The sequence below is a fragment of the Wocania arenilitoris genome (assembly GCF_021728535.1).
In the GTDB taxonomy this organism is placed as follows: Bacteria; Bacteroidota; Bacteroidia; order Flavobacteriales; family Flavobacteriaceae; genus Wocania_A; species Wocania_A arenilitoris.
Genome location: NZ_JAKKDU010000002.1, coordinates 155,228 through 177,990, shown reverse-complemented (window position 1 = coordinate 177,990; position 22,763 = coordinate 155,228). Strand labels below are relative to the sequence as shown.

Sequence of the window (22,763 nt, the reverse complement as noted above, 5' to 3'; positions counted from 1 at the left end):
ATAAATTACGACAAATAAAATTGTTTAATAAAGTTTAGTATTTTTACTTAATAAACCATTCATCCAATATGAATACTTTAATTGAAGTAGCTGAAAAATTTGTAATTAATTTTTTAAATGAAAAGTTAGATAACTCTTTTGTCTATCATAATCTCGCACATACACAACGTGTTGTTGAAAAAGCCAATGAATTAGCTGAGCTTTCGCAACTTGATGACACGCAAAAAAACACATTAAAATTAGCCACATGGTTTCACGATACAGGTTATACTAAAGGAATTGAAAACCATGAGGTAGAAAGTGTTATTATAGCTACTAATTTTTTAAAAGAGTATAACGTTTCTGATGACGATATTAAATCTGTGTGTGATTTAATTCTTGCAACAAAGATGGATTATAAAAATCCTAAAAATCAACTAGAAAAAATAATTAGAGATGCAGATTGCGCACATATTGGAAGCAAAAATTATATTGACATTGCTGAATTACTTAGAAAAGAATGGGAGCTTAAATGTGATAAAACTTTAACCGAAGATGAATGGCTTGAAGATAACATTAATTTTTTATCAACTAAACATAGGTTTTACACCAACGAAGCCTCTAGTCTATGGGACAAGGGAAAGGGTAAAAATTTATCTCAACTGCTTAAAATGCAAAAGAAGCTGAAACTTGAAAGCTCTAAATTAAAACATAAAAAAGAAGAGCTAAAGTTTAAAAAAAACAAAGTAGTTTTACCAGAACGAGGTATTGAAACCATGTTTAGAGTAGCATTAAGAAATCACATTACTTTAAGCGACATTGCAGATACTAAAGCTAATATTTTATTGTCAGTTAACGCCATTATTATATCATTAGTTTTATCTAATTTAGTATCAAAATTAGACAACCCGTCTAATGATTATCTTATTTGGCCAACTGTTATTTTTACTGGATTTACTGTTACTTCTATAGTCCTTTCTGTTTTAGCTACCAGACCTAACGTTACTAAAGGAAAATTCACTAAACAAGATGTTGCCAATAAAAAAGTGAATTTATTATTTTTTGGCAATTTTCATAAAATGAAATTGGATGAATTTGAATGGGCAATGCACGAAATGATGCAAGATCGAGATTACCTATATGGGTCTCTTACTAAAGATTTATATTTCCTTGGTTTAGTTCTAAATACAAAATATAATTTATTAAGAACAACCTATACCGTTTTTATGATAGGTATAATAATTAGTGTTATTTCTTTTGCAGTAGCTTTTAAAATTCAAGGTAGAGTTTAAAGTAACTCTAAGCTTTTATCTCTTTCATTAAATCATCATAGGTGTAAAACGCTTTATCATCTTCATTTTTATGATAAAGCACATTTACTCTTATAGCTTTAAGTCCTGTTACTGCTTGTAAATCTTGTAATTCAACAATTTCAATATCTGTATCCAAGTACTTTTTTTCTTGTAAAAACTTGATATATCTCAAATATTCTATTTCATCTTGCTTTTGTGAATATACAATACTTATTTTACCTTTTTGAGTAACACGCTCTTTAGTTCCTTTTATATAAGCTTTATCAACACGCTTTTTTACAATCTCGTAACGTGCGTTATAAGTACCATCTACATCAAACTGCTTTTCATCCATTCTAAAGCTAATTGATAGAGGCTGATTAAATACCAAAATCATAGAGGCTACATCTAGTGCAATAGGAAACTCTGATTGCATTTGATAATACGCATTTTCCATTTCGCACATCACCTGTAACTGCCACAGTCTTAAATTATAAAGGTAAATAGGATTAAAACTATCTTCTTTAGTTATAGACTCACCAATATACATATTATGCTCTACTCCATCAGTTTTAAAACGCTCAAAATAGTGCGGATACATGGCTTGAGCTTCTTCTTGTTTTCTATCTAAAAGCGAAGCCATTTCTTTATTTATTAAGGCAATTGTTTCATCGTAATCTTTTCTATGATTATACAATACATTTACTTTATCATCAATACTTTCAAAATAAGCATCAATATCTTCTTTTACACTTTTTAAAGTATAAATATGCTTCAATACGGGTTCAATTTCATCTTTAAAAAATCCTGAAATTTGTTGCTCACTATCTACTTGAAAATGCGTATTGAGTCCTTTTAAAAACTTATTGATTTGAAAAATATATTGCTCATAAATCGGTAAAGGTTCAATTTCTAAAACTTTTTCAAAAATATTTTTTACAGTATTTAGTTGTAGCATTAAATCTAATCTTGTTGCCTTATTACGAGCTTCAGAAGATCCTTTAATATCAATTTGCCCATAAAGCGGGTAAATATTATCAAAAGCTATCTTTTTAAAAATCGCTTTTTCTCCGTTAAACTCAGACTTAATGTAATCTTTAGCTTCCTTTACAAATCGCCAATGTACACTTGGATGAATAGATGTGCACTCTTTTTGAATAACTGCTTCTATTAAGTTCTCCTCATCATTTTTTGAGCGTTCTACTGCCGATATAATAAACGGCATAACATCTTCTAATTTATTAGCATTAATACTATTAAGCACTTGAGGTTTATTAGATACAATCTCTATAACACCCATTAATCCATCTTCATTAGCAATTGGTGCAAATATGGCACTTTTAATCCCTTGTTGATGTAATGTAATAATATGAGGCGCATGACCTTTTGCTTTTTTATACATTTTATCAACATCAGAAACTGAAAAATATTTGTTTTCTTTAATTAACCTATTATAAGACCAAGAACACAACGAATCTGAACAGCTTAAAAGCTCTTTATCTCCTAAAAGGAAACTTTTCATTCCTACACCATAAACACGTTCAAAAACACTATCCGCTTCGTTGTATATAGAAAACCCAACTTTAAGGTCGTTTATTCCTAAAAGGGATCTAAAGATGTCTTGAAACCCTTCCATAAAGACATCATCTTTACGCTTATCTTCTCCAATAAGTGTAGACTTTATATTAGAAATGGATTGATCATCTGTAACATCAAAAATATTTGAAATTACAAAGCCTTTAAAGGTGTAACTATTTGGTGGAAATTTTTCTTTCCAAAGCTCAATATTTTCAAAATTATCTAACAACTCATCATAGTCTTTCTGAGTTATTTTTGGCGCATTTTTATTTGGCACTATCTCAGTAAAATCGGCATTATATAATATTTTATAAAAATGAGTAATGCCATTTACATCTGGAATTTCATAATAAAACGGACGCTTAAAATTTAAGTTATATCCATAACAAAAATTTAAAATGATAGTACAAGCAATAATGTACTTATCATCTTTTGGCATATTTTTAATTTCTAATTCAAAGTCATCACCAGCATTTCTTATAATGTTTTTAAATCGTTCAGATGAATTAAAAATTAGATTATGAAAAGGAACAGACGCTGTTTTAATTTCGTTATTGGTTAAAACTGGACTAAAAGAATCTTGAAGAATTATGCCAATTTCTTTTTTCCTTTCGTTTAGTATAGATATATCACTAAAACCCTCACGCAAAACCGGAAAAGCATCAGCAGTTTTTAATATACGCTTAGCCTTAGCTGTTATAAACTCATCGCTACTTTTAGCTAATTTTTCGTAATGCTGAAGTAGCTTATTAAAACTAACTTGAAGCTTTAAGGGCGACTCTAGGTTATCATTAATATCCATGATATTGTATTTATTATATAACAAAATTACAAATTATTGTGTTAGTCGATATAAAGTAGCCTTTCTAACACAAAAAAGTTATAATCTCAAATATTAAATTTTTATGGTTCAAAACATTTTTTAAACAATACGTTTAAAAAAAGTATTTAATTTCTAAAGTATAATTGGTTTCATTTGAAATTCTATTTACTAAAACTATATTTGTTATTAAGTTGGATATAACATTGATAACATGAAAGTTCGTGAAAAATTTATTTTAATTTCAATAGTAGTTACATTAACTGTAGCTGTTGTAGCTTTATTTTGGACTCCTATTTTATGGTCATTTTTATTAATAGCTCCACTAATAATAATGGGGGTTTTCGATATACTTCAAAAAAAGCACACCATACGAAGAAACTATCCTCTTATAGGTCGTTTTAGATATATGTTAGAATCTATTAGACCAGAAATCATGCAATATTTTGTTGAGACAGATACAGAAGGAAGACCTTTAAACCGCATTTTAAGATCTTTGGTATACCGAAGAGCAAAAGGCCAAAACGATACTGAGCCATTTGGAACCCAATTAAACGTTTATCATTCTGGTTATGAGTGGTTAGAACATTCTATGTATGCAAAAAAAAATCCTCAAGATATTGGTGAGTTTCCACGTTTACTTATTGGTGGTAAAGACTGTAAACAACCCTATTCTTCTAGTCTATTAAACATTTCGGCTATGAGCTTTGGATCTTTAAGCGCCAATGCCATTTTAGCTTTAAATAAAGGCGCTAAAATGGGTGGTTTTGCACACAATACAGGAGAAGGCGGTATAAGCAACTATCATTTAAAATATGGTGGCGACCTTATTTGGCAAGTAGGAACGGGTTATTTTGGTTGCAGACATGATGATGGTACCTTTAACGAAAAAACCTTTAAAGAAAATGCATTGCGCCCTGAAGTAAAAATGATTGAAATAAAATTATCTCAAGGTGCAAAACCTGGACATGGTGGTATTTTACCTGCAATAAAAAACACCGAAGAAATAGCTAAAATAAGACACATTAAACCTGGTATTGCAGTACATTCGCCACCGTCGCATTCGGCGTTTTCTAATCCAGTGGAGTTTATGTACTTTATTAAAAAACTTAGAGACTTATCTGAAGGAAAACCTATAGGATTTAAACTATGCCTTGGGCGCAAACAAGAGTTTATGGATTTCTGTGAGGCTATGATCTCTACTGGTATTCAACCAGACTTTATAAGTGTTGATGGTGGCGAAGGTGGAACTGGCGCAGCACCTGTTGAGTTTTCTAATTCTATGGGGATGCCTCTGCGTGAAGGTTTAATATTTGTACATGATACTTTAGTAGGTTTTGGTTTGAGAAAAGACATAAAAGTTATTGTAGCTGGTAAAATTATTTCGGGTTTTCATATGGCCAGAGCCATTGCTTTAGGTGCAGATGGTTGTAACAGTGCTCGTGCTATGATGCTTTCTATTGGTTGCATTCAAGCCTTACAGTGTAATAACAACACCTGTCCTGTTGGTGTTGCTACTCAAAATGCCTCTTTAGTTAAAGGGTTAGTTGTAGATGATAAAGCACCACGCGCTAAGAAATATCACGAAGCTACCATACATAGTTTTTTGGAGCTTGTTGCTGCAGCTGGACTTAATGCTCCAAGTGAATTAACTAGAAATCATATTAGTAAAAGAGTCGGTTTATATAATATACAGACTTACGAAGAAATCTACCCTTACATGGAAGAAGGTGCACTTTTAGATATTGAAAAAATACCTGAAAACTATAAGAAGTTTTTTCATTTAACTAGAATTATGTCATAGGTTTAGCTTAAAAGTTTCTACTCTTCTAACTTTTTAAAAACACTTAAACCGCATTCTAAAAACTTAGCGTAGTCTTCTTCATCGGGCGTATAACTAACGGGTTGATTCAAAATTGTTGTACCATCCGCACTTAGTAAGACATAATATGGCTGTGAATTAGTTTGAAAAAATTGCGTTTGAAAATTTGCCCATTTATGTCCATAATTTTCAAGCTTTCTTGTCCCTCCATTTACACGATTAACATTTAACTGCTCCTCTTCGGGCAATGCTTTTTTATCATCTACATAAAGTGAAATAAGAACAAAATCGTTCAGTAAATAATTGTTGATTTTTTCTAATGGCCAGATATGCTCTTCCATTTTTCTACAGTTTACACATGCATAGCCTGTAAAATCTAGCATAATAGGTTTATTTACTTTTTTAGCATAAGCTATACCTGTTTTTAAATCTTTAAAGCATTCTAAATTATTAGGGCATTCATTCGGATATAAAAAACTATACCCTACAGGAGGCGCCAAACCACTTAATAATGTTAAGGGTGTAAATGTATTTGTTTCTTTTTTTACTCTAAATCCTGAAACCAAATAAATGGTAAATGCCGCTACTAATATGCCGCCAGATATTCTTGAAAACGATAATTTTTTAATTGGAGAATCATGCGGAAACTTAATTTTACCAAAGAGATATAAAGCTAATCCTGCAAAAATGATAATCCAGATAATTAAAAATGGTTCAATCTTTAAAATACTCCAATGCGCAACCAAATCGGCATTCGATAAAAATTTGAAGGCTAATGCCAATTCTAAAAACCCTAAAATGACTTTGGTTGTATTTAACCAACCACCAGATTTTGGTAGAGCATTCATCATATTCGGAAACATAGCAAATAGGGCAAAAGGTAAGCCTAAAGACACCCCAAAACCTGCCATACCTGATGTAAGTTGCCACGCGCCACCATCAGCGGTTAACGAGCCTGCTAACAGTGATCCTAAAATTGGACCAGTACAAGAAAACGATACAATGGCCAATGTTAAAGCCATAAAGAAAATGCCAATAAAACCTCCAGAACTTTCACCCTGTGTCGTTTTATCTGTCCAACTTGATGGTAATGTTAATTCGTAATACCCAAAAAATGAAAAGGCAAAAAACAAAAATATAGCAAAGAAAATAACGTTTAACCATACATTGGTTGAAATTTCATTTAAAATATCTGGATTTACAGAGTCGAGCAAATGAAAAGGCAAGCTCAAAATAATATACACAGCAAATATAAAAAACCCATAAAGCAATGCTTTAGATATTCCTTCGCTTTTATCTTGCCCACTCTTTTTGGTAAAAAAGCTTACTGTAAGTGGTATCATTGGGAATACACAAGGCGTTAATAATGCCAGCAACCCCCCTAAGAAACCTAAACCGAAAATACTCCATAACGATTTACCTCCGCTTTGCACTTCAGAAGCTTTATTAGCCACTTCACCTTCACACTTAATACTGGAAACACTTAAATCATCTGTTGTAATACCATATAACTTATTATTTACAATGGTATTATCAACGATTGCTTTGTTTTCAGGGTTTGCGTTTTGGTCATCCTCATTCAAAAAAAAAGTAAAAACCTCATCAATTTGCAAACAAACTTCTTTACAAACTTGCCCTGTTAAACTCAATGTAACTTTTGAAACGTCGGGTTTGTTTAATTTTATTTTTTGCTTTAAAATGGCTTCATTATCAAAAAAGGTTTCGGTAACCTCAAAAACTTCATTAAACTTTTTAATGGTCTCACTTTCTAAAGCTTTGCCTTGCAATTCGTAATCATCAGTATCTTTCGCTTTAGTGATTTCTATTGGTAATGAGCCACCTTCAGCTGTATATTGAGAGTAAACATGCCAATTCTCTTCAATTGTGGCTTTCATTATTAAATAAAACTCCTGTTCAGAAATTTTTTCAACAGATGTTGTCCATTTTACTGGCTCTAGTATTTGGGAAAATGCATTGAACCCAATTGCTAATGCTAAAATTAAAATTAATTTTTTCATGTGCTTGTTTATACTATTTTTTATTAATTACATGTAGCCTTTAATGATTATAATCATTTTTTTGTATGCTTAAAGATTATTTTATACATGTCGGTTTCATCTGTTTATATTACAAAATTTTTAAACGCTTTGTAATAGACGTTAAAAGTATAAAAAACTTATAGGTTTTAATGAATTTAGTTTTTAAAAGTAGGATGCTTTTATTTAAAGAAGATTTTTATCGAATAATGTAATGAACTTGAGATAAAGCTACAATCAAATGAATTGATTTAAAGAAAAATATCTTAATTTCTAACACAATTAAAATATTATAAAGCTTTTTACGTAAAATAAATACCATGAAAATAAAACTATTACTGTTTTCCCTTTTACTTTGCACTTCATTAATGGCTCAAGACAATATCCCTACTAACGAATGGCAAATTAACACCGCTATTTTAGCGTTAGAAGAAGCTTTTAGATCCGAAGCAAAAGTTTATGGATATAATGCAAATGGCGATTTTGTGGTTTTAAGAGAAGGAAACAATCAATATATCTGTCTTGCAGACGATCCTAAAAAAGACGGTTTTCATGTTGCTGCTTACCATAAAGATTTAGATGAATTTATGGCTCGCGGTCGTGAATTAAAAAAACAAGGAAAAAACTTTAAAGAAATTTTTGATACCAGAGAAGAAGAAGTTAAAAGTGGTAAACTTAAAATACCGTATGGGTCTACGCTAATTATTCTTAGAGGCGATGTTAATGAAGAAACAAAACAAATAGAAAATGAAAAAGTAAGGTACGTGGTTTACACCCCATTTGCAACCACAGAATCTACAGGTTTACCTACTAAACCAAGAGCAGGAGGACATGCTTGGATAATGAACCCAGGAACCCACAGAGCTCATATTATGATTACTCCAACTTATCCCGAAAAGGAAAAAGAATAAATTCATCATTTTAAGCAACATTTTTTTTAACAAGTTAGAAACTTTAAATTGATTTTTTTCTAAAATCATATTCAAAAAAATCACTTTTTTCAAAAAACAAAACTAGTAGGGTCTAGTAGGTTTTTATTAATTTTTATATATTTGCAATCCATTTTTATGATACAAATAAAAAAAAATACAGGCATTCCTAAATATAAGCAAATTGTTAATTCGATTGAAGAGCTAATTGCTTCTGGCACTTTAAAAAAAGGCGATCAAATACCTTCTATTAATAAAATTAAAAAAGACCATACGCTTTCTAGAGATACCGTGATAATGGCATTTAATGAATTAAAAAACAGAGGTATTATACAATCAGTTGTTGGTAAAGGCTATTATATTTCAAGTGAAAATATTACCATTACAAAAAAGGTGTTCCTACTTTTTGATGAACTTAACTCCTTTAAAGAAGATTTATACAATTCGTTTTTAGAAAGTTTGGGAGATAATGCTCAAGTTGATATTTATTTCCACCATTTTAATAAAACCATTTTCAAAAAATTAATTGACAACAATTTAGGAGCATACAATTACTACGTAATAATGCCTGCTAACATAAGTAATACCATTGAAGACATACAAAAATTGCCTCCTGAAAAAGTATATATTTTAGATCAAATTCATAACGATTTATCGCAATACCCAGCTGTATATCAAAATTTTGAAAAAGCCCTTTATAACAATCTAAAGAAAGCACATCATTTAATAAAAAAATACAAAAAGTTAATTTTAATTTTTCCTAAAGACAAGCAGCCACAAGGAATTTTAAAAGGTTTTATCCGCTTTTGTGAAGAAATCAATACTCCTTTTGAAGTTATAAACGCTTTTAAAAGCAGCCATTTAAATAAAGGTGAACTATTTATTATGCCCGATGATAAAACCTTACTACAAATTATAAAGAAAATGAAACAAAAAAATTTTATTTTATCTAAAGACATAGGAATAATATCGTATAACGACACCTTGCTTAAAGAGATTGTAGAAGGTGGTATTACAACTATTTCTACAGATTTTAATGTTATGGGTAGTCGCTTAGCTAAAATGATTTTAAATAAAGAAACGCTTCAGATAGAAAACCCAAATAATTTAATATTAAGAAACTCATTATAATACCGAGCTAAAAAACAAATAAGTATGAGAGCTAAATTAATAAATGAAGTAAAGAATACTTTCATCAGCATTTTTAAAACTAAACCAATTCTTATTTTTTCCCCAGGAAGAATTAATATTATTGGCGAACATACCGATTACAATGATGGCTTTGTATTTCCTGCTGCTGTTAACAAAGGAATAGTAGCGGCTATTCAAAAAACAGACGCAAATATTTCTACAGCCTATGCCTTAGATATGGATAGTAAAGTTGAATTTGATTTAGATAAGTTAAAGCCTTTAGCTGAAGGTAGCTGGGAAAACTATGTGTGTGGAGTTGTTGCAGAAATTAAAAACAAAAACAAAGTAATTGGTAACTTTAATATTGTTTTTAAAGGTAATATCCCAAAAGGTGCTGGAATGTCATCATCTGCAGCATTAGAAAACAGTGTGGTTTTTGGCTTAAATGAACTTTTTAATTTAGGACTTACAAAACACGACATGATATTAATTTCCCAAAAAGCAGAACATAATTATGTAGGTGTTAAATGTGGTATCATGGATCAATACGCCAGTATGTTTGGTATTAAAAATAACGCACTTCTTTTAGATTGCAGAACCATAGAATCTAAACCATACGAAATTGATTTTAAAGATCATCAACTCATGCTTATAAATACTAATGTTAAGCATAGCCTATCAGACAGTGCCTATAACGATAGACGATCTGCTTGCGAAAATATTGCAGAACTGTTAGGTGTAAAGGCGTTAAGAGATGCAACCATAATAGATATAGAATCTATAAAAGATAAAGTAACTCTTGAAAATTTTCAAAAAGCACTTTATGTAATACAAGAAAATAATAGAGTAATTATGGCATCTAAAGCCATTGAAGATAATGATTTAGAAACTCTTGGATCTTTAATTTTTCAATCACACAAAGGATTACAACATCAATACAAAGTAAGCTGTAACGAATTAGATTTTCTTGTAGAACATGCCAAGAAAAATAAGCACGTTTTAGGTGCTAGAATGATGGGCGGTGGCTTTGGTGGATGCACTATAAATTTAATAGCAAAGAACGAAGCTAAACCTTTTGCTAAAACAATAGCCAAAGCATACAAAGAAAAGTTTAATAGAGATTGCTCTATATATTTTATTAAGCTTTCTCAAGGCACACACTTAGTTAAATAATCAATTATTACTAAATTATAAAAATGAAGAATACAAACTTACAGGATTATTCACATAAACGTTATAATATTTTAACTGGCGAGTGGGTTTTAGTGTCTCCACACCGAGCAAAAAGACCGTGGCAAGGACAAAATGAAGCGGTTTCTAATAAAAAGAGACTAACATATGATGAAAAATGCTACTTATGCGCGGGTAATACTAGAATTAACGGAGAGGTAAATCCAAAATATACAGATGTGTTTGTTTTTACTAACGATTTTGCTGCTTTACAAACCACATCACCAAAATTTACAGTAAACGAAGGTTTATTTAAAGCTGAAAGTGAACAGGGCATATGTAAAGTAATTTGCTTTAGTCCAGATCATTCAAAGAGTTTAGCAGATATGGCTGTTAATGATATAGAAAAAGTTATTAAAGCTTGGCAAAAAGAATATAAAGAATTAGGAGCAAGCGAACTAATTAACTATGTACAGATTTTTGAAAACAAAGGAGCTGTAATGGGTTGTAGCAATCCGCATCCACATGGGCAAATTTGGAGTCAGTCTACACTTCCCAACGAAGTTGATAAAAAAAACACACAACAATTAAGTTATTATAACAAAAACAACAGTAGTCTTTTAGGCGATTATCTAAAACAAGAATTGAAAAAACAAGAACGTATTATTTTTGAAAATGACAGCTTTATTGTTTTAATACCCTTTTGGGCTGTTTGGCCTTTTGAAGCTATGATTGCGCCCAAAAGACAAATGTCTAACATTTTAGATATTAATAATCATGAAGTTTTACAATATGCCGAAGCCATTTCTAAAATTACAAAAGTTTACGACAAATTATTTAATACATCATTTCCATATTCAAGCGGTATTCACCAAGCACCGACTGATGGTAATAAAAATAAACATTGGCACTGGCACATGAGTTTTTACCCACCACTATTGAGAAATGCAACAGTTAAAAAATTTATGGTAGGATATGAAATGTTTGGTTCACCACAACGTGATATAACAGCTGAACAAGCAGCCGATAGATTAAGAGATTTAATTTAATAAACGATTTGTTATATAAATGTATTTAAATTCTGTATGTATTGATTCTTTTTTTGAGGCCAAAGCTTTTGAAAATACACAGTAGCGATACGTATAAGAAAAGTAATACAATATGATTTGATATGTATAGCTAAATCAAGATAAAGTAAACGAGGCCATCTGAAAAGGCAGTCTTTTTTTAGGCTTAAATAAAAAAAAGCTACTTTTTCAGTGGCTTCTTTTCAGACAGCCTCATTTTTTTATAATTATCCATTAATTATCTTTTCTTGATGATTAATGGATTCTTGGTGAATAGCTTTAAACATTTTTAAAATAAATTCTTCACTTAATCCATGTTCTTGACCTTCTAAAACCATTTTACCTAAAATTTCATTCCAACGCTTGCTTTGTAAAACGGCAACATTTTTTTTCTTTTTAAGAGCGCCTATTCCATCTGATGCAAGCATACGATTACCTAGCAATCCTATAATTTGATTATCTATAACATCTATTTTAGCTCTTAAATTATTTAATGCTGTTTGGTACTCCGCTTCGGCATCAGTTTCTTTTCTAATCTTTAAATCTCTCATAATCTGAATCAAAGTAGATGGTGTTACCTGTTGCGCAGCATCGCTCCATGCTTTATCTGGATCTGTATGTGTTTCAATCATTAATCCATCAAAATTTAAATCCAGTGCAGTTTGAGATACATCAAAAATCATATCTCTGTTTCCAGTAATATGCGACGGATCATTAATTAATGGAATATCTGGAAATCTGTTTTGAAACTCAATTGCCATTTGCCATTTTGGTTTGTTTCTGTATTTTGTTTTTTCGTAAGTTGAAAATCCTCTATGAATAGCACCTATATTTTTAACTCCAGAACTGTAAATTCTTTCAATACCACCCAGCCATAATGATAAATCTGGATTTACTGGGTTTTTAATTAAAACTGGCTTGTCTGTACCTTGTAAGGCATCTGCAATTTCTTGCATTATAAAAGGAGAAACTGTTGATCGCGCTCCAATCCAAAGCATATCAATATCATGTTCTAAAGCTAACTTTACATGCGCTGCATTGGCAACTTCAGTACATACTTTCATGCCTGTTTCTTCCTTAACTTTCTGTAACCATTTAAGTCCTAAGGCACCAACACCTTCAAAATTCCCAGGACGCGTTCTTGGTTTCCATATACCAGCTCTAAAATAGCTTACATCGGTATCTTTTAACTCGTGTGCTATTTTTAAAACTTGTTCTTCTGTTTCAGCACTACATGGTCCTGCTACTACTAATGGGTGATCTAAATTCATAGCATCTAACCACGCTCTCATTTCTTTTTTGTTTTCCATAATGTTTAAAAAAATTCAAAAATCAAATTCCAAATTCCAAAATTGGAAGCTCTAGAAATACCTTGGAATTTGGTATTTAATTATTGTTGTTTTAATTTATTCCTTTTAAAATGTCTTTTATGTGATTGGTATCTTTCATTTCTTTAAAAACTGCATCAAAATTATCTTGTTTCATTAACTCTTTAAATTGTGTGAGATTTGAAATATATTCTTCTAATGTTTCTATAACATTGGTTTTATTTTGCTTAAAAATAGGCGTCCACATTTCTGGAGAGCTTTTGGCTAAACGAACGGTTGATTCAAATCCACTACCAGCCATATCAAAAATATCGCGCTCGTTTTTTTCTTTTTCTATAACCGTTTTGCCTAACATAAATGAACTAATATGTGATAAATGCGACATATAAGCAATATGTTTATCGTGTGCTTCTGGATTCATGTAGCGCATACGCATACCAACATCGGCAAACAGTTTTAATGCTTTTTCTTGAAGTTTAAAAGCTGTTTTTTCAACTTCGCATATAATATTTGTTTTACCAATAAATAAATTTGGAATTGCTGCACTTGGTCCAGAATGCTCTGTACCTGCAATAGGATGCATTGCTAAAAAATTTCTTCTTTTTGGATGATTTTCAACTGCTTTACAAATATCTACTTTGGTTGATCCTGCATCTACAACCAATCCATTATCTGAAATTTTATCTAGAATAGATGGTAATAATTTTACTGTGGCATCAACTGGAATTGAAACAATAACCAAATCTGCATTTTCAATATCATCTAAAGTGGCTTTTTTATCAATTAAATTAAGTGATAATGCCTGGTTTAATGTTGTATCTTTTCTGCTAATACCATGAATAACAACATCTGGATTATTCTTTTTAATATCAATAGCAAGACTACCACCAATTAAACCAACACCTATTATGTATATATTTTTCATAAGCCTTTCTCAATCCTCTCCTTTGGAGAGGACTTTCAAAAATTATCTAATATTATTCTTTTTATTCTTTATATAACTGCTTACCGCGACTGAGACTGCAAACTGAATACTATCTCAATCTTGTTATGGCTTCTTCTAAAACCTCATTTGATGCACATAAAGAAAACCTAATATAACCTTCGCCTTGACTACCAAAAATAGTGCCTGGGGTAATAAAAATATGATTCTCTTTTAATATTAAATCTATAAACTCTTCGGATGTAACATTAGCTGGTAATTTTGCCCAAACAAAAAGTCCTGTAGCATTTTTATTGTAAGTACAATTTAAAGCATCTGCCAATTGCCAAACTAATTTTCTACGTTGCTGGTAAACACTATTTAGTGTACTAAACCACATTTTTGAACATTTTAAAGCTTCAATAGCCCCTCTTTGAATACCATAAAACATCCCAGAATCCATATTAGTTTTAACCTTTAAAATATTATTAATATGTATGCCATCTCCAAGTACCATACCTACACGCCAACCTGCCATATTAAACGTTTTACTTAACGAGTTAAGCTCTAAACACACCTCTTTTGCCCCTTTTACACTTAATATGCTTTGAGGTGAATCGTTTAGTATAAAACTATACGGATTATCATTTACAATTAAAATATTATGGCGTTTTGCAAAGACTACTAATTCTTCAAATAAATATTTAGTTGACTTCGCACCAGTTGGCATGTGCGGATAATTTATCCACATCAATTTTACTTTAGTTAAATCTGTTTTCTCTAAACTTTTTAAATCTGGCAACCAATTATTGGCGGCGTCTAACTCGTAAAAAAGAGGGTTTGCACCAACTAATTTTGTAACCGATTGGTAAGTTGGATATCCTGGGTTTGGTATTAAAACCTCATCACCTTCATTTAAGTAGGTCATAGAAATATGCATAATCCCCTCCTTACTTCCCATTAACGGAAGCACCTCTGTATTAGCATTTAAGTTAACCGAAAAATGCATTTTATAAAAGCTAGTAATAGCTTCTCTTAATTCAGGAAGCCCTTGATAGCTTTGATATTTATGTGCGTTAGGTTTTTGTAACCCATCAGTTAAAGCTTTAATTACTTTTTGAGGTGGTTGCAAATCAGGGCTACCAATAGCTAAGTTAATAATAGGCTTACCACTTGCAATAAGTTTATTAACCTCTCTTAATTTTTTTGAGAAGTAGTATTCTTCAACGCTATGCAATCGTTTAGCAACTTCAATCATAACTTTGCATTTTTATATTCGCCTAAAACTTTAAAATTATCAGCCATAATTTCTATTAATGCCTTTGCTTTTTTAAAATTTGATAAATCCTCAAAAGTAACATCAACAAAAAAGGCATATTTCCATGGTGTTTCAATAATTGGTAAGGATTGAATTTTTGTTAAATTCAACTTACAATCACTCATCACATTTAAAATAGTTGCTAAACTGCCACGTTTATGGTTAGCTTCAAATTTTATTGAGGCTTTATTAATTTCATTTTCTGGCACTTCAGAATTTGTTCGTTTAACAATAGCAAACCTTGTTTCGTTGTGTTTAATAGTTTGTATGCTATGTGCTAAAATATCTAGTTCGAAAATTTCAGCAGCCATAACACTAGCTATGGCACCAACACCTTTTAATTGTTTTTCGTTTATACGCTGTGCGACCTCAGCAGTATCTTTGTCTTCAATTAATTTTATATGTGGATGTTTCTTAAAAAACTCTTTACACTGCAGCAGTGCCATGGGGTGCGAATATACTTCTTTAACAGCTTTAATACTTTGGTTTTTAAGTGCCATTAAATTGTGCTGAATATCTAAATAATGCTCACCAACTATATGCAAATCCTTATTATCAATTAACGCATAGTTAGGAATAATGGAGCCTGCTATAGAATTCTCTAAAGCCATAATCGCGGCATCACATTCTTTTAAAATTAAAGAATCTACTACTCTATCAAAAGTTAAACATTCAATAGCATTAACATGCCTCTCAAAAAACTCTTGAGAAACAATGTGGTGGAACGATCCTTTAACACCTTGTATTGCTACTGTTTTAATCATATATAAAAAAAGTCCCGATTTTCATCGAGACTCATATTAAAATTTATAGTTATAAATTATACATACAACGCCTCGTTTCTTTTACTAAAAAAGAAATAAAACCAATTGTTAAAATATGTATAAAATACTGTCATTGTCATAATTAAGTGGCTAAATTAAATAATATTTCAAGAAATCAAAATACTAAATAATGTTTTTTTAAATTTTATTAATAGTTTTAAAGAATTTATAGCAAACTAAGCTTTACATTATATAATTATTATTTTTGAAGAAACTATTTTAAATATGTCTATTGAAGTTGAAGGAATTTCGAAGCTTTACGGAAATCAAAAAGTATTAAAGAATATTTCTTTTAAAGTTGAAAAACCAGAAATTGTTGGTTTTCTAGGACCTAATGGTGCTGGAAAATCGACTATGATGAAAATTTTAACCACTTGTATTAATGCTACAAATGGTGTTGCTAAGGTAAATGGATTTGATGTAAATGAGAACCTGAAAAACGTACAACAAAGTGTTGGCTATTTGCCAGAACACAACCCCTTGTATTTAGATATGTATGTAAAAGAATATTTAAACTTTAACGCAAATATTTACAAAACACCCAAAACACGTATTGAAAAAGTTATTAAACTTACTGGTTTAACGCCCGAGGCACATAAAAGAATTGGGCAACTCTCAAAAGGGTATAGACAACGGGTAGGCTTAGCCAATGCATTACTGCACAATCCTGATGTTTTAATTTTAGACGAACCCACAACAGGTTTAGACCCCAATCAGCTCATAGATATTAGAAATCTTATTAAAAATATTGGCAAAACAAAAACCGTGTTTTTATCTACACACATTATGCAAGAAGTTGAAGCTATGTGCGACCGCGTTATTATTATTAATAAAGGTAAAATTGTTGCCGATAAAAAGCTAAAAGAACTACGTGAAGGTACAGAACAAACTGTTATTGTGGAGTTTGATTACCGTGTTGAAGATGCCTTTTTATTAAAACTCACTAAAGTAGAGAAGGTTGTAAATACGCATGATTTTGTTTACGAAATTACGTTTAAAACCACTGAAGACATGCGGTCTTATGTCTTTGATTTTGCACACGACAATCAATTAAAAATTCTTCAACTCAATCAAAAGAATGCGAGTTTAGAGAGTTTATTTAGGGAGTTAACTTCAGATTAGATTTAAGAGTTACACAAAACATAAAGCATAGCCTTATGGTTTCTTTTTCTATTGAGGTAGAAATAAAAAAAGGGTGCTTTATTACGATTATTTCAAATAAGAAATGGTATAATATTGCGAAACCATGACAAATATCATCTTTACAAAAGCAAGCAATACTCTATCTTTGTAACGCAAAAATTAATCAATAAATGAGTAAAGGAATTTATGTAGCTACAATTGAGCCTAACAGTGGAAAATCTGTTGTTGTACTTGGGTTAATGCGTATGCTTTTAGGAAAAACTGCAAAAGTAGGTTATTTTAGACCTATAATTGAAGATATCGAAGATGGCGAAATGGATAATCATATTAATACTGTGATGTCGCATTTTGATATCGATATCAACTACAAAAAAACTTTCGCTTACACTCGTAACCAAGTACTCGATTTATACAACCAAGGAAAATCTGGCGATGTTATTGATGAAATTATTAAAAAATATAAATATCTGGAAGAAAAATTTGATATTATACTTGTTGAAGGCACCGATTTCTCTCATGAAAATTCTAGTTTAGAGTTAGATATTAATATTTTAATTTCTAAAAACTTAGGCTTACCTGTTATTATTGTATCGCAAGGCGATAAAAAGGAAGTAAACGAAATTGTTGATAATGTTCAATTATCATACGATACTTTTAAAGAAGAAGTTGATGTGTTATCAATAATTACCAACAAAATTAATCCAGACTATATTACCAAATTAAAAACTCAATTAAAAACCCGTATTAACAGTGGTACAGATATTAGTGTTATTCCTAAAATAAAAAGTTTAGCAAACCCTACATTAAAAGAAGTTCTTAAAATATTAGACGGCAACGTGCTTTTTTGTAAAGACCTAATTAACAATCAAATAGACAATTTTAGTGTTGGTGCAATGCAATTGCGTAATTACCTAACACATTTAAAAGAAAATGCTTTAGTAATTACTCCTGGTGATAGAGCCGATATTATTTTAGGAGCATTACAAGCCAATATTTCTAAAAATTACCCAAAAATATCTGGAATTATTTTAACTGGTGGATTAATTCCAGAAGATTCTATTTTAAAATTAATAGAAGGATTGTCTAGTGTTGTACCAATAATTAGCGTTAAAGAAGGTACATTTCAAGTAACAAATACTATTGGCAAAATAAAACCTAAAATATATGCTGAAAATGTTGACAAAATTACATCATCAATAGCAGCCTTTGAAAAGCATGTAGACACTGATAAATTATCAAATGACTTAATTACTTTTAAATCAGATATTTTTACTCCAAGAATGTTTCAGTACAATTTATTACAACGTGCCTTAAAAGATAAAAAACACATTGTACTGCCTGAAGGTTATGATGAACGTGTGCTGCGTGCCACAGCAAGACTAATTGATGCTCATGTGGTTGATATTACTTTAATTGGTGAAAAAGAAAAAATAAAAGAGCGTTTAGAAAAATTTGATATTGCTTTAAATATTGATGACATAAACATTGTTTCCCCTATTAAATCTCCTCATTTTGAGGATTATGTAAACACATTTTATGAGCTTAGAAAACATAAAAACATCACCTTAGATATAGCAAAAGATGCGATGACTGATGTTTCGTATTTTGCTACCATGATGATTTACAAAGGCCATGCAGACGGTATGGTTTCTGGCGCAGTACATACTACAGCCCACACTTTACGTCCTGCTTTACAGTTTATAAAAACAAAGCCTGATGTTAACATCGTATCTTCTGTTTTCTTTATGTGTTTAGAAGATCGTGTATCTATTTTTGGCGATTGTGCTATTAACCCAAACCCAAATGCAGAACAATTAGCAGAAATTGCTATTTCATCAGCAAAAACAGCTCAAAATTTTGGAGTTGAGCCAAAAGTAGCTATGCTATCGTATTCTTCTGGAGCCTCTGGCAAAGGTGAAGATGTTGATAAAGTTAGAAAAGCCACCGAAATTGCTAAAGCGCAAGTACCTGATTTAAAAATTGAAGGACCAATTCAATACGATGCGGCTGTAGATATGCGCATTGGAAAAAGTAAGCTACCAAATTCTGATGTTGCAGGACAAGCAACTGTGTTTATTTTCCCTGATTTAAACACTGGAAATAATACGTATAAAGCGGTACAACGAGAAACTGGTGCATTGGCTATTGGTCCCATGCTACAAGGTCTTAATAAACCTGTAAACGATTTAAGTCGTGGTTGTACTGCCGACGATATTTATAGCACCGTTATAATAACCGCTATACAAGCCCAAGACCTTTAATTTATGCAAGTATTAGTTTTAAATTCTGGAAGTTCTTCGTTAAAATTTCAATTATTCTCTATGCCAGAAGAAACTATTTTGTGCTCTGGTTTAATTGAGCGTATTGGGTTTACCGATGCCAAATTCAAATTTAAAACCAATAATAACACTATTGAGATTACTGAAGATATTCCCAATCATAAAGTAGGTTTAGAATTATTGGCTAAACAACTTTTACATAAAAACACTGGTATTATTCAATCTACTGATGCTATTAATATAGTTGGACATCGCGTGGTTCATGGTGGAAAACATTTTAGCAATACCACCGAAATTACCCAAGCTGTAAAAGATAAAATAAAAGCACTATCATCTTTAGCACCGTTACATAATCCTCCAAATTTAGAAGGTATAGAAGTTGCTGAAACTATTTTCCCTAAAGCTAAACAAGTAGCAGTTTTCGATACGGCATTCCATCAAAGCATTCCAGAGTATGCTTATAAATATGCTATTCCAACTGATTTTTCGGAAAAACATAACATTCGAGTTTATGGATTTCATGGCACAAGTCATAAATATGTTTCAGAAAAAGCGATTGAATATTTAGGAAAAACCCATTCAAAAATTATAACCATTCATTTAGGAAATGGGTGTAGTATGACCGCCATAAAAAACGGAAAAAGCATTGACCATTCTTTAGGTTTTTCACCAGTTAGCGGATTAATTATGGGTACACGATCTGGAGATATTGACCCTTCAATTATTTTTTATTTAGCTGAAAAATATAACTATAGTTTAACGGAAATTAATACACTACTACAAAAAAAAAGTGGTATGCTAGGTTTAACGGGATATAGTGATTTAAGAGATATTGAAGCTGAAGCTGAAAAAGGCAATAAAGCTTGCCAATTAGCATTAGAAATGAATGTATATCGTGTAAAAAAATACATTGGAAGTTACGCCGCTATTTTAAACGGATTAGATGCTATTGTATTTACAGCAGGCATTGGTGAAAACTCTAAACTTATTAGACAAAAAGTTTGCGAAAATTTAGATTTTTTAGGTATAGAGTTAGATACTGAAAAGAACAACATTAATCCGAAAAATTTAAAAGCTATAAATACTGAGCAATCTAAAGTTAAAGTATTGGTTATTCCAACAAATGAAGAATTAGAAATTGCAAAGCAATCGGTAAATTTATTCAAAAATTAAACGCCCTTTGTAAACTTCTTCAACTTCAACAACAGCAGGTTTATTTACCGCAATGACATTGCCCGTACCTGATATTTTTCCTCTTATTGCTTGTTGTGGATTTACAATCATATCGTTAGAACTTCTATTCCATAACTGAATATTTTGTACCACTAAATCTCGTCCTTCAAATCGCGATGTTCCTGCCGCAAATGTAATATTCAAGTTGTTCGTTTTACCCGAAATAAAGCAATTCGATAAATTATTAAAAACTAATGCGAAGGCGTTATTGTCTATTTGAAGTCTAAAATTTCCGTTGGTAAAAGTATCTGGTGCATTAAAATCTTCTGACAAAATGGTTAAACTTGGATAGGTTAAAACACCATCCGATTTAACATCATATTGTGTTGAACTTCTTATTTCTGTTATATTTGGAGATGTTACATGTACTTTGGTTATACCATAATCGCGTACATAATTACAACTGTTATTATCAGTAAGTGTTAATTTACCATCTACAACAATAGCAGTAATATCATTTAATAAATTTTCTCCAGTTTCTATAATTACTTTTTGGATGTCGCCGTCTTTAATTATTAATTCAATATCTCTATTAACAAATATTTTATCAAAGGTATCAACAGGTATTTCTTGTTGAATAAGGCGTCCTGTTTTTTGGAAACAATCACTTGCATTTTCGCTATCGCAAGCAAAAAACAAAAATAAAACTGATATATGAATTAATTTTTTCATTTTTTTGTCATTCCTGCGAAAGCAGGAATCCACTTTTATATTTTAGATTCAACTTAAAAGATTCCTGCCTTCGCAGGAATGACAGTATTCTTTTTACAATCTTATACCTATTCCAAATTCTACTGCTTCCGCTTTTGCGCCGTGTGATTTTAAAGTTAAAGCTCCAAACCACTGATCATTAAAATAGCGTTTTAAACCAACTCTAAAATAGGTTCTTCCCTCAAAATCAAACGGATAATACACATAATATCCTAATTGGGTTATTAATGACGTTTTATTAATAAATAACTCGTGTCCTGTAAAAACACCAATACGTTTATAATCTTCGTCTCCATCAACATTTTCTTCTGGAAACGCGACACTTTTATAATATATAAGCTCTTTTAAAAAGTTTGAAAAGAACACATCTGCTCCAAACTGTAATGCGCTTTTATGGTGTATTCTTTTATCAGCATAAGCAGAAAAAATATAAAATGGAAACTGACCGCTACCAACTACATCGCTTTGATTAACACCACTTCTAAAGGCAATATTATACTTTATAGGTTGGGTAAATTTTTCATGATTTTCATCTAATGTATTTTGATACTCGAGTGCTTCATCATCTAAACTATAAGTAACACCTAAGTTAAAAGTTAACGAATTAATACTCGTATTTGGTGCTTTTACATTAGCGTTAGAATAATGAATTAGCGAAAAACCAGCCTGCAATCCAAACCTATCAATAATACGTTCCTTTTTATAATTAATCATTACATACGTACTGCTCATTAGTTTTGAGCCAAAAGCGATGTTTCTAAAATTATTTTCTTTGTGGTACGGATTTTCTGTGTAGGCTATACCTTGACCAATACGCAACATGATATTGCGCTTTAAAAAATAGAAATTATAATGAGCATACAACGATGATACATTGCCTAAAACATCATTTTTTAAATTTTGATACGCAAACGATATACCATAGTCTGGATAATTATAACGTTGTTCCCAATTGTTAAAACCGTACGTTTTTTTATTCCAACTTAAAATAAAACCTTCGGGGTGTCCTTTTATTAAGTGAAGAATATCACTATTGTGTAGCGCAATATTACCTTTAAAATAACTTATATCAACATAAGATGTATGTGTCTTATCTTGAGAAAAAGAAAAGCTAAAAGCTATATAAAAAACACATAAAAATAGTTGACGCATAAATAAGATTTATGCAGTAAAAATAAGGT

At 30.9% G+C, this 22,763-nt stretch carries 17 protein-coding genes; 9 read left to right on the top strand and 8 right to left on the bottom strand.

All coding sequences use genetic code 11. The features are described 5' to 3' along the window. Nucleotides 1–68: 68 nt before the first annotated feature. Nucleotides 69–1,271: a Pycsar system effector family protein gene (locus L3X37_RS02120; protein WP_237238525.1), complete on the top strand. Its 1,203-nt coding sequence runs from the start codon at nucleotides 69–71 to the stop codon at nucleotides 1,269–1,271. 7 nt (nucleotides 1,272–1,278) lie between these two features. Here the strand turns inward: L3X37_RS02120 and L3X37_RS02115 are convergent, their stop codons facing one another. Further along, entirely contained in the window at nucleotides 1,279–3,651 is a 2,373-nt protein-coding gene (locus tag L3X37_RS02115) for a GAF domain-containing protein (RefSeq protein WP_237238524.1), read from the bottom strand. A gap of 232 nt (nucleotides 3,652–3,883) precedes the next feature. Here L3X37_RS02115 and L3X37_RS02110 point away from each other — a divergent pair, with 232 nt between their 5' ends. Then, nucleotides 3,884–5,473 carry an FMN-binding glutamate synthase family protein gene (locus tag L3X37_RS02110; RefSeq protein WP_237238523.1) on the top strand — a complete coding sequence of 530 codons (1,590 nt, stop codon included), beginning with the start codon at nucleotides 3,884–3,886 and terminating at the stop codon, nucleotides 5,471–5,473. Between the two features lie 17 nt (nucleotides 5,474–5,490). On the opposite strand, the gene L3X37_RS02105 is transcribed toward L3X37_RS02110, so the two are convergent. Further along, complete coding sequence (locus L3X37_RS02105; protein WP_237238522.1) at nucleotides 5,491–7,509, bottom strand: protein-disulfide reductase DsbD family protein; 2,019 nt, start codon at nucleotides 7,507–7,509, stop codon at nucleotides 5,491–5,493. Between the two features lie 338 nt (nucleotides 7,510–7,847). Here L3X37_RS02105 and L3X37_RS02100 point away from each other — a divergent pair, with 338 nt between their 5' ends. The 4 genes from L3X37_RS02100 to L3X37_RS02085 all read left to right on the top strand — a co-directional run bounded on the left by L3X37_RS02100 (nucleotide 7,848) and on the right by L3X37_RS02085 (nucleotide 11,806). Next, complete coding sequence (locus L3X37_RS02100) at nucleotides 7,848–8,438, top strand: hypothetical protein (RefSeq protein ID WP_237238521.1); 591 nt, start codon at nucleotides 7,848–7,850, stop codon at nucleotides 8,436–8,438. Between the two features lie 156 nt (nucleotides 8,439–8,594). Further along, nucleotides 8,595–9,587 carry a GntR family transcriptional regulator gene (locus tag L3X37_RS02095; protein ID WP_262910767.1) on the top strand — a complete coding sequence of 331 codons (993 nt, stop codon included), beginning with the start codon at nucleotides 8,595–8,597 and terminating at the stop codon, nucleotides 9,585–9,587. A gap of 24 nt (nucleotides 9,588–9,611) precedes the next feature. Then, on the top strand, nucleotides 9,612–10,760 hold the full coding sequence (galK, locus tag L3X37_RS02090) for a galactokinase (RefSeq protein WP_237238520.1): 1,149 nt from the start codon (nucleotides 9,612–9,614) through the stop codon (nucleotides 10,758–10,760). A gap of 23 nt (nucleotides 10,761–10,783) precedes the next feature. Further along, nucleotides 10,784–11,806: a UDP-glucose--hexose-1-phosphate uridylyltransferase gene (locus L3X37_RS02085; protein WP_237238519.1), complete on the top strand. Its 1,023-nt coding sequence runs from the start codon at nucleotides 10,784–10,786 to the stop codon at nucleotides 11,804–11,806. A gap of 245 nt (nucleotides 11,807–12,051) precedes the next feature. On the opposite strand, the gene L3X37_RS02080 is transcribed toward L3X37_RS02085, so the two are convergent. The 4 genes from L3X37_RS02080 to L3X37_RS02065 form a co-directional block, all read right to left on the bottom strand. Further along, the gene (locus L3X37_RS02080) at nucleotides 12,052–13,134 is read right to left on the bottom strand and encodes a bifunctional 3-deoxy-7-phosphoheptulonate synthase/chorismate mutase type II (protein ID WP_237238518.1); all 1,083 of its coding nucleotides are present in this window, start codon (nucleotides 13,132–13,134) and stop codon (nucleotides 12,052–12,054) included. A 91-nt stretch (nucleotides 13,135–13,225) separates the two neighbouring features. Further along, nucleotides 13,226–14,077 (bottom strand): prephenate dehydrogenase, encoded by an 852-nt coding sequence (locus L3X37_RS02075; RefSeq protein ID WP_237238517.1) that lies wholly within the window; start codon nucleotides 14,075–14,077, stop codon nucleotides 13,226–13,228. Between the two features lie 109 nt (nucleotides 14,078–14,186). After that, complete coding sequence (locus tag L3X37_RS02070; RefSeq protein WP_237238516.1) at nucleotides 14,187–15,332, bottom strand: pyridoxal phosphate-dependent aminotransferase; 1,146 nt, start codon at nucleotides 15,330–15,332, stop codon at nucleotides 14,187–14,189. Continuing rightward, the gene (locus tag L3X37_RS02065; protein ID WP_237238515.1) at nucleotides 15,329–16,156 is read right to left on the bottom strand and encodes a prephenate dehydratase; all 828 of its coding nucleotides are present in this window, start codon (nucleotides 16,154–16,156) and stop codon (nucleotides 15,329–15,331) included. The genes L3X37_RS02070 and L3X37_RS02065 overlap by 4 nt, the downstream gene beginning before the upstream one ends. A gap of 285 nt (nucleotides 16,157–16,441) precedes the next feature. Here L3X37_RS02065 and gldA point away from each other — a divergent pair, with 285 nt between their 5' ends. The 3 genes from gldA to L3X37_RS02050 all read left to right on the top strand — a co-directional run bounded on the left by gldA (nucleotide 16,442) and on the right by L3X37_RS02050 (nucleotide 20,811). Continuing rightward, nucleotides 16,442–17,338, top strand: coding sequence for a gliding motility-associated ABC transporter ATP-binding subunit GldA (gldA, locus tag L3X37_RS02060; protein ID WP_237238514.1), 897 nt, complete (start codon nucleotides 16,442–16,444; stop codon nucleotides 17,336–17,338). A gap of 191 nt (nucleotides 17,339–17,529) precedes the next feature. Next, nucleotides 17,530–19,620: a phosphate acetyltransferase gene (pta, locus tag L3X37_RS02055; protein ID WP_237238513.1), complete on the top strand. Its 2,091-nt coding sequence runs from the start codon at nucleotides 17,530–17,532 to the stop codon at nucleotides 19,618–19,620. Between the two features lie 3 nt (nucleotides 19,621–19,623). Then, nucleotides 19,624–20,811, top strand: a complete 1,188-nt coding sequence (locus L3X37_RS02050) for an acetate/propionate family kinase (protein WP_237238512.1) — start codon at nucleotides 19,624–19,626, stop codon at nucleotides 20,809–20,811. On the opposite strand, the gene L3X37_RS02045 is transcribed toward L3X37_RS02050, so the two are convergent. Continuing rightward, on the bottom strand, nucleotides 20,797–21,543 hold the full coding sequence (locus L3X37_RS02045; RefSeq protein WP_237238511.1) for a head GIN domain-containing protein: 747 nt from the start codon (nucleotides 21,541–21,543) through the stop codon (nucleotides 20,797–20,799). The genes L3X37_RS02050 and L3X37_RS02045 overlap by 15 nt on opposite strands. Nucleotides 21,544–21,636: 93 nt before the next feature. Beyond that, nucleotides 21,637–22,734, bottom strand: a complete 1,098-nt coding sequence (locus L3X37_RS02040) for an acyloxyacyl hydrolase (RefSeq protein ID WP_237238510.1) — start codon at nucleotides 22,732–22,734, stop codon at nucleotides 21,637–21,639. Nucleotides 22,735–22,763 lie beyond the last annotated feature (29 nt).

Excerpts from the sequence above, each read along its gene's own strand:
- L3X37_RS02050 (WP_237238512.1), top strand. The coding sequence starts at position 19,624 with ATGCAAGTATTAGTTTTAAATTCTGGAAGTTCTTCGTTAAAATTTCAA.
- L3X37_RS02095 (WP_262910767.1), top strand. The coding sequence starts at position 8,595 with ATGATACAAATAAAAAAAAATACAGGCATTCCTAAATATAAGCAAATT.
- L3X37_RS02105 (WP_237238522.1), bottom strand. The coding sequence starts at position 7,509 with ATGAAAAAATTAATTTTAATTTTAGCATTAGCAATTGGGTTCAATGCA.
- galK (WP_237238520.1), top strand. The coding sequence starts at position 9,612 with ATGAGAGCTAAATTAATAAATGAAGTAAAGAATACTTTCATCAGCATT.
- L3X37_RS02040 (WP_237238510.1), bottom strand. The coding sequence starts at position 22,734 with ATGCGTCAACTATTTTTATGTGTTTTTTATATAGCTTTTAGCTTTTCT.
- L3X37_RS02110 (WP_237238523.1), top strand. The coding sequence starts at position 3,884 with ATGAAAGTTCGTGAAAAATTTATTTTAATTTCAATAGTAGTTACATTA.
- L3X37_RS02075 (WP_237238517.1), bottom strand. The coding sequence starts at position 14,077 with ATGAAAAATATATACATAATAGGTGTTGGTTTAATTGGTGGTAGTCTT.
- gldA (WP_237238514.1), top strand. The coding sequence starts at position 16,442 with ATGTCTATTGAAGTTGAAGGAATTTCGAAGCTTTACGGAAATCAAAAA.
- L3X37_RS02115 (WP_237238524.1), bottom strand. The coding sequence starts at position 3,651 with ATGGATATTAATGATAACCTAGAGTCGCCCTTAAAGCTTCAAGTTAGT.
- L3X37_RS02080 (WP_237238518.1), bottom strand. The coding sequence starts at position 13,134 with ATGGAAAACAAAAAAGAAATGAGAGCGTGGTTAGATGCTATGAATTTA.
- L3X37_RS02065 (WP_237238515.1), bottom strand. The coding sequence starts at position 16,156 with ATGATTAAAACAGTAGCAATACAAGGTGTTAAAGGATCGTTCCACCAC.
- pta (WP_237238513.1), top strand. The coding sequence starts at position 17,530 with ATGAGTAAAGGAATTTATGTAGCTACAATTGAGCCTAACAGTGGAAAA.
- L3X37_RS02120 (WP_237238525.1), top strand. The coding sequence starts at position 69 with ATGAATACTTTAATTGAAGTAGCTGAAAAATTTGTAATTAATTTTTTA.
- L3X37_RS02085 (WP_237238519.1), top strand. The coding sequence starts at position 10,784 with ATGAAGAATACAAACTTACAGGATTATTCACATAAACGTTATAATATT.
- L3X37_RS02070 (WP_237238516.1), bottom strand. The coding sequence starts at position 15,332 with ATGATTGAAGTTGCTAAACGATTGCATAGCGTTGAAGAATACTACTTC.
- L3X37_RS02100 (WP_237238521.1), top strand. The coding sequence starts at position 7,848 with ATGAAAATAAAACTATTACTGTTTTCCCTTTTACTTTGCACTTCATTA.
- L3X37_RS02045 (WP_237238511.1), bottom strand. The coding sequence starts at position 21,543 with ATGAAAAAATTAATTCATATATCAGTTTTATTTTTGTTTTTTGCTTGC.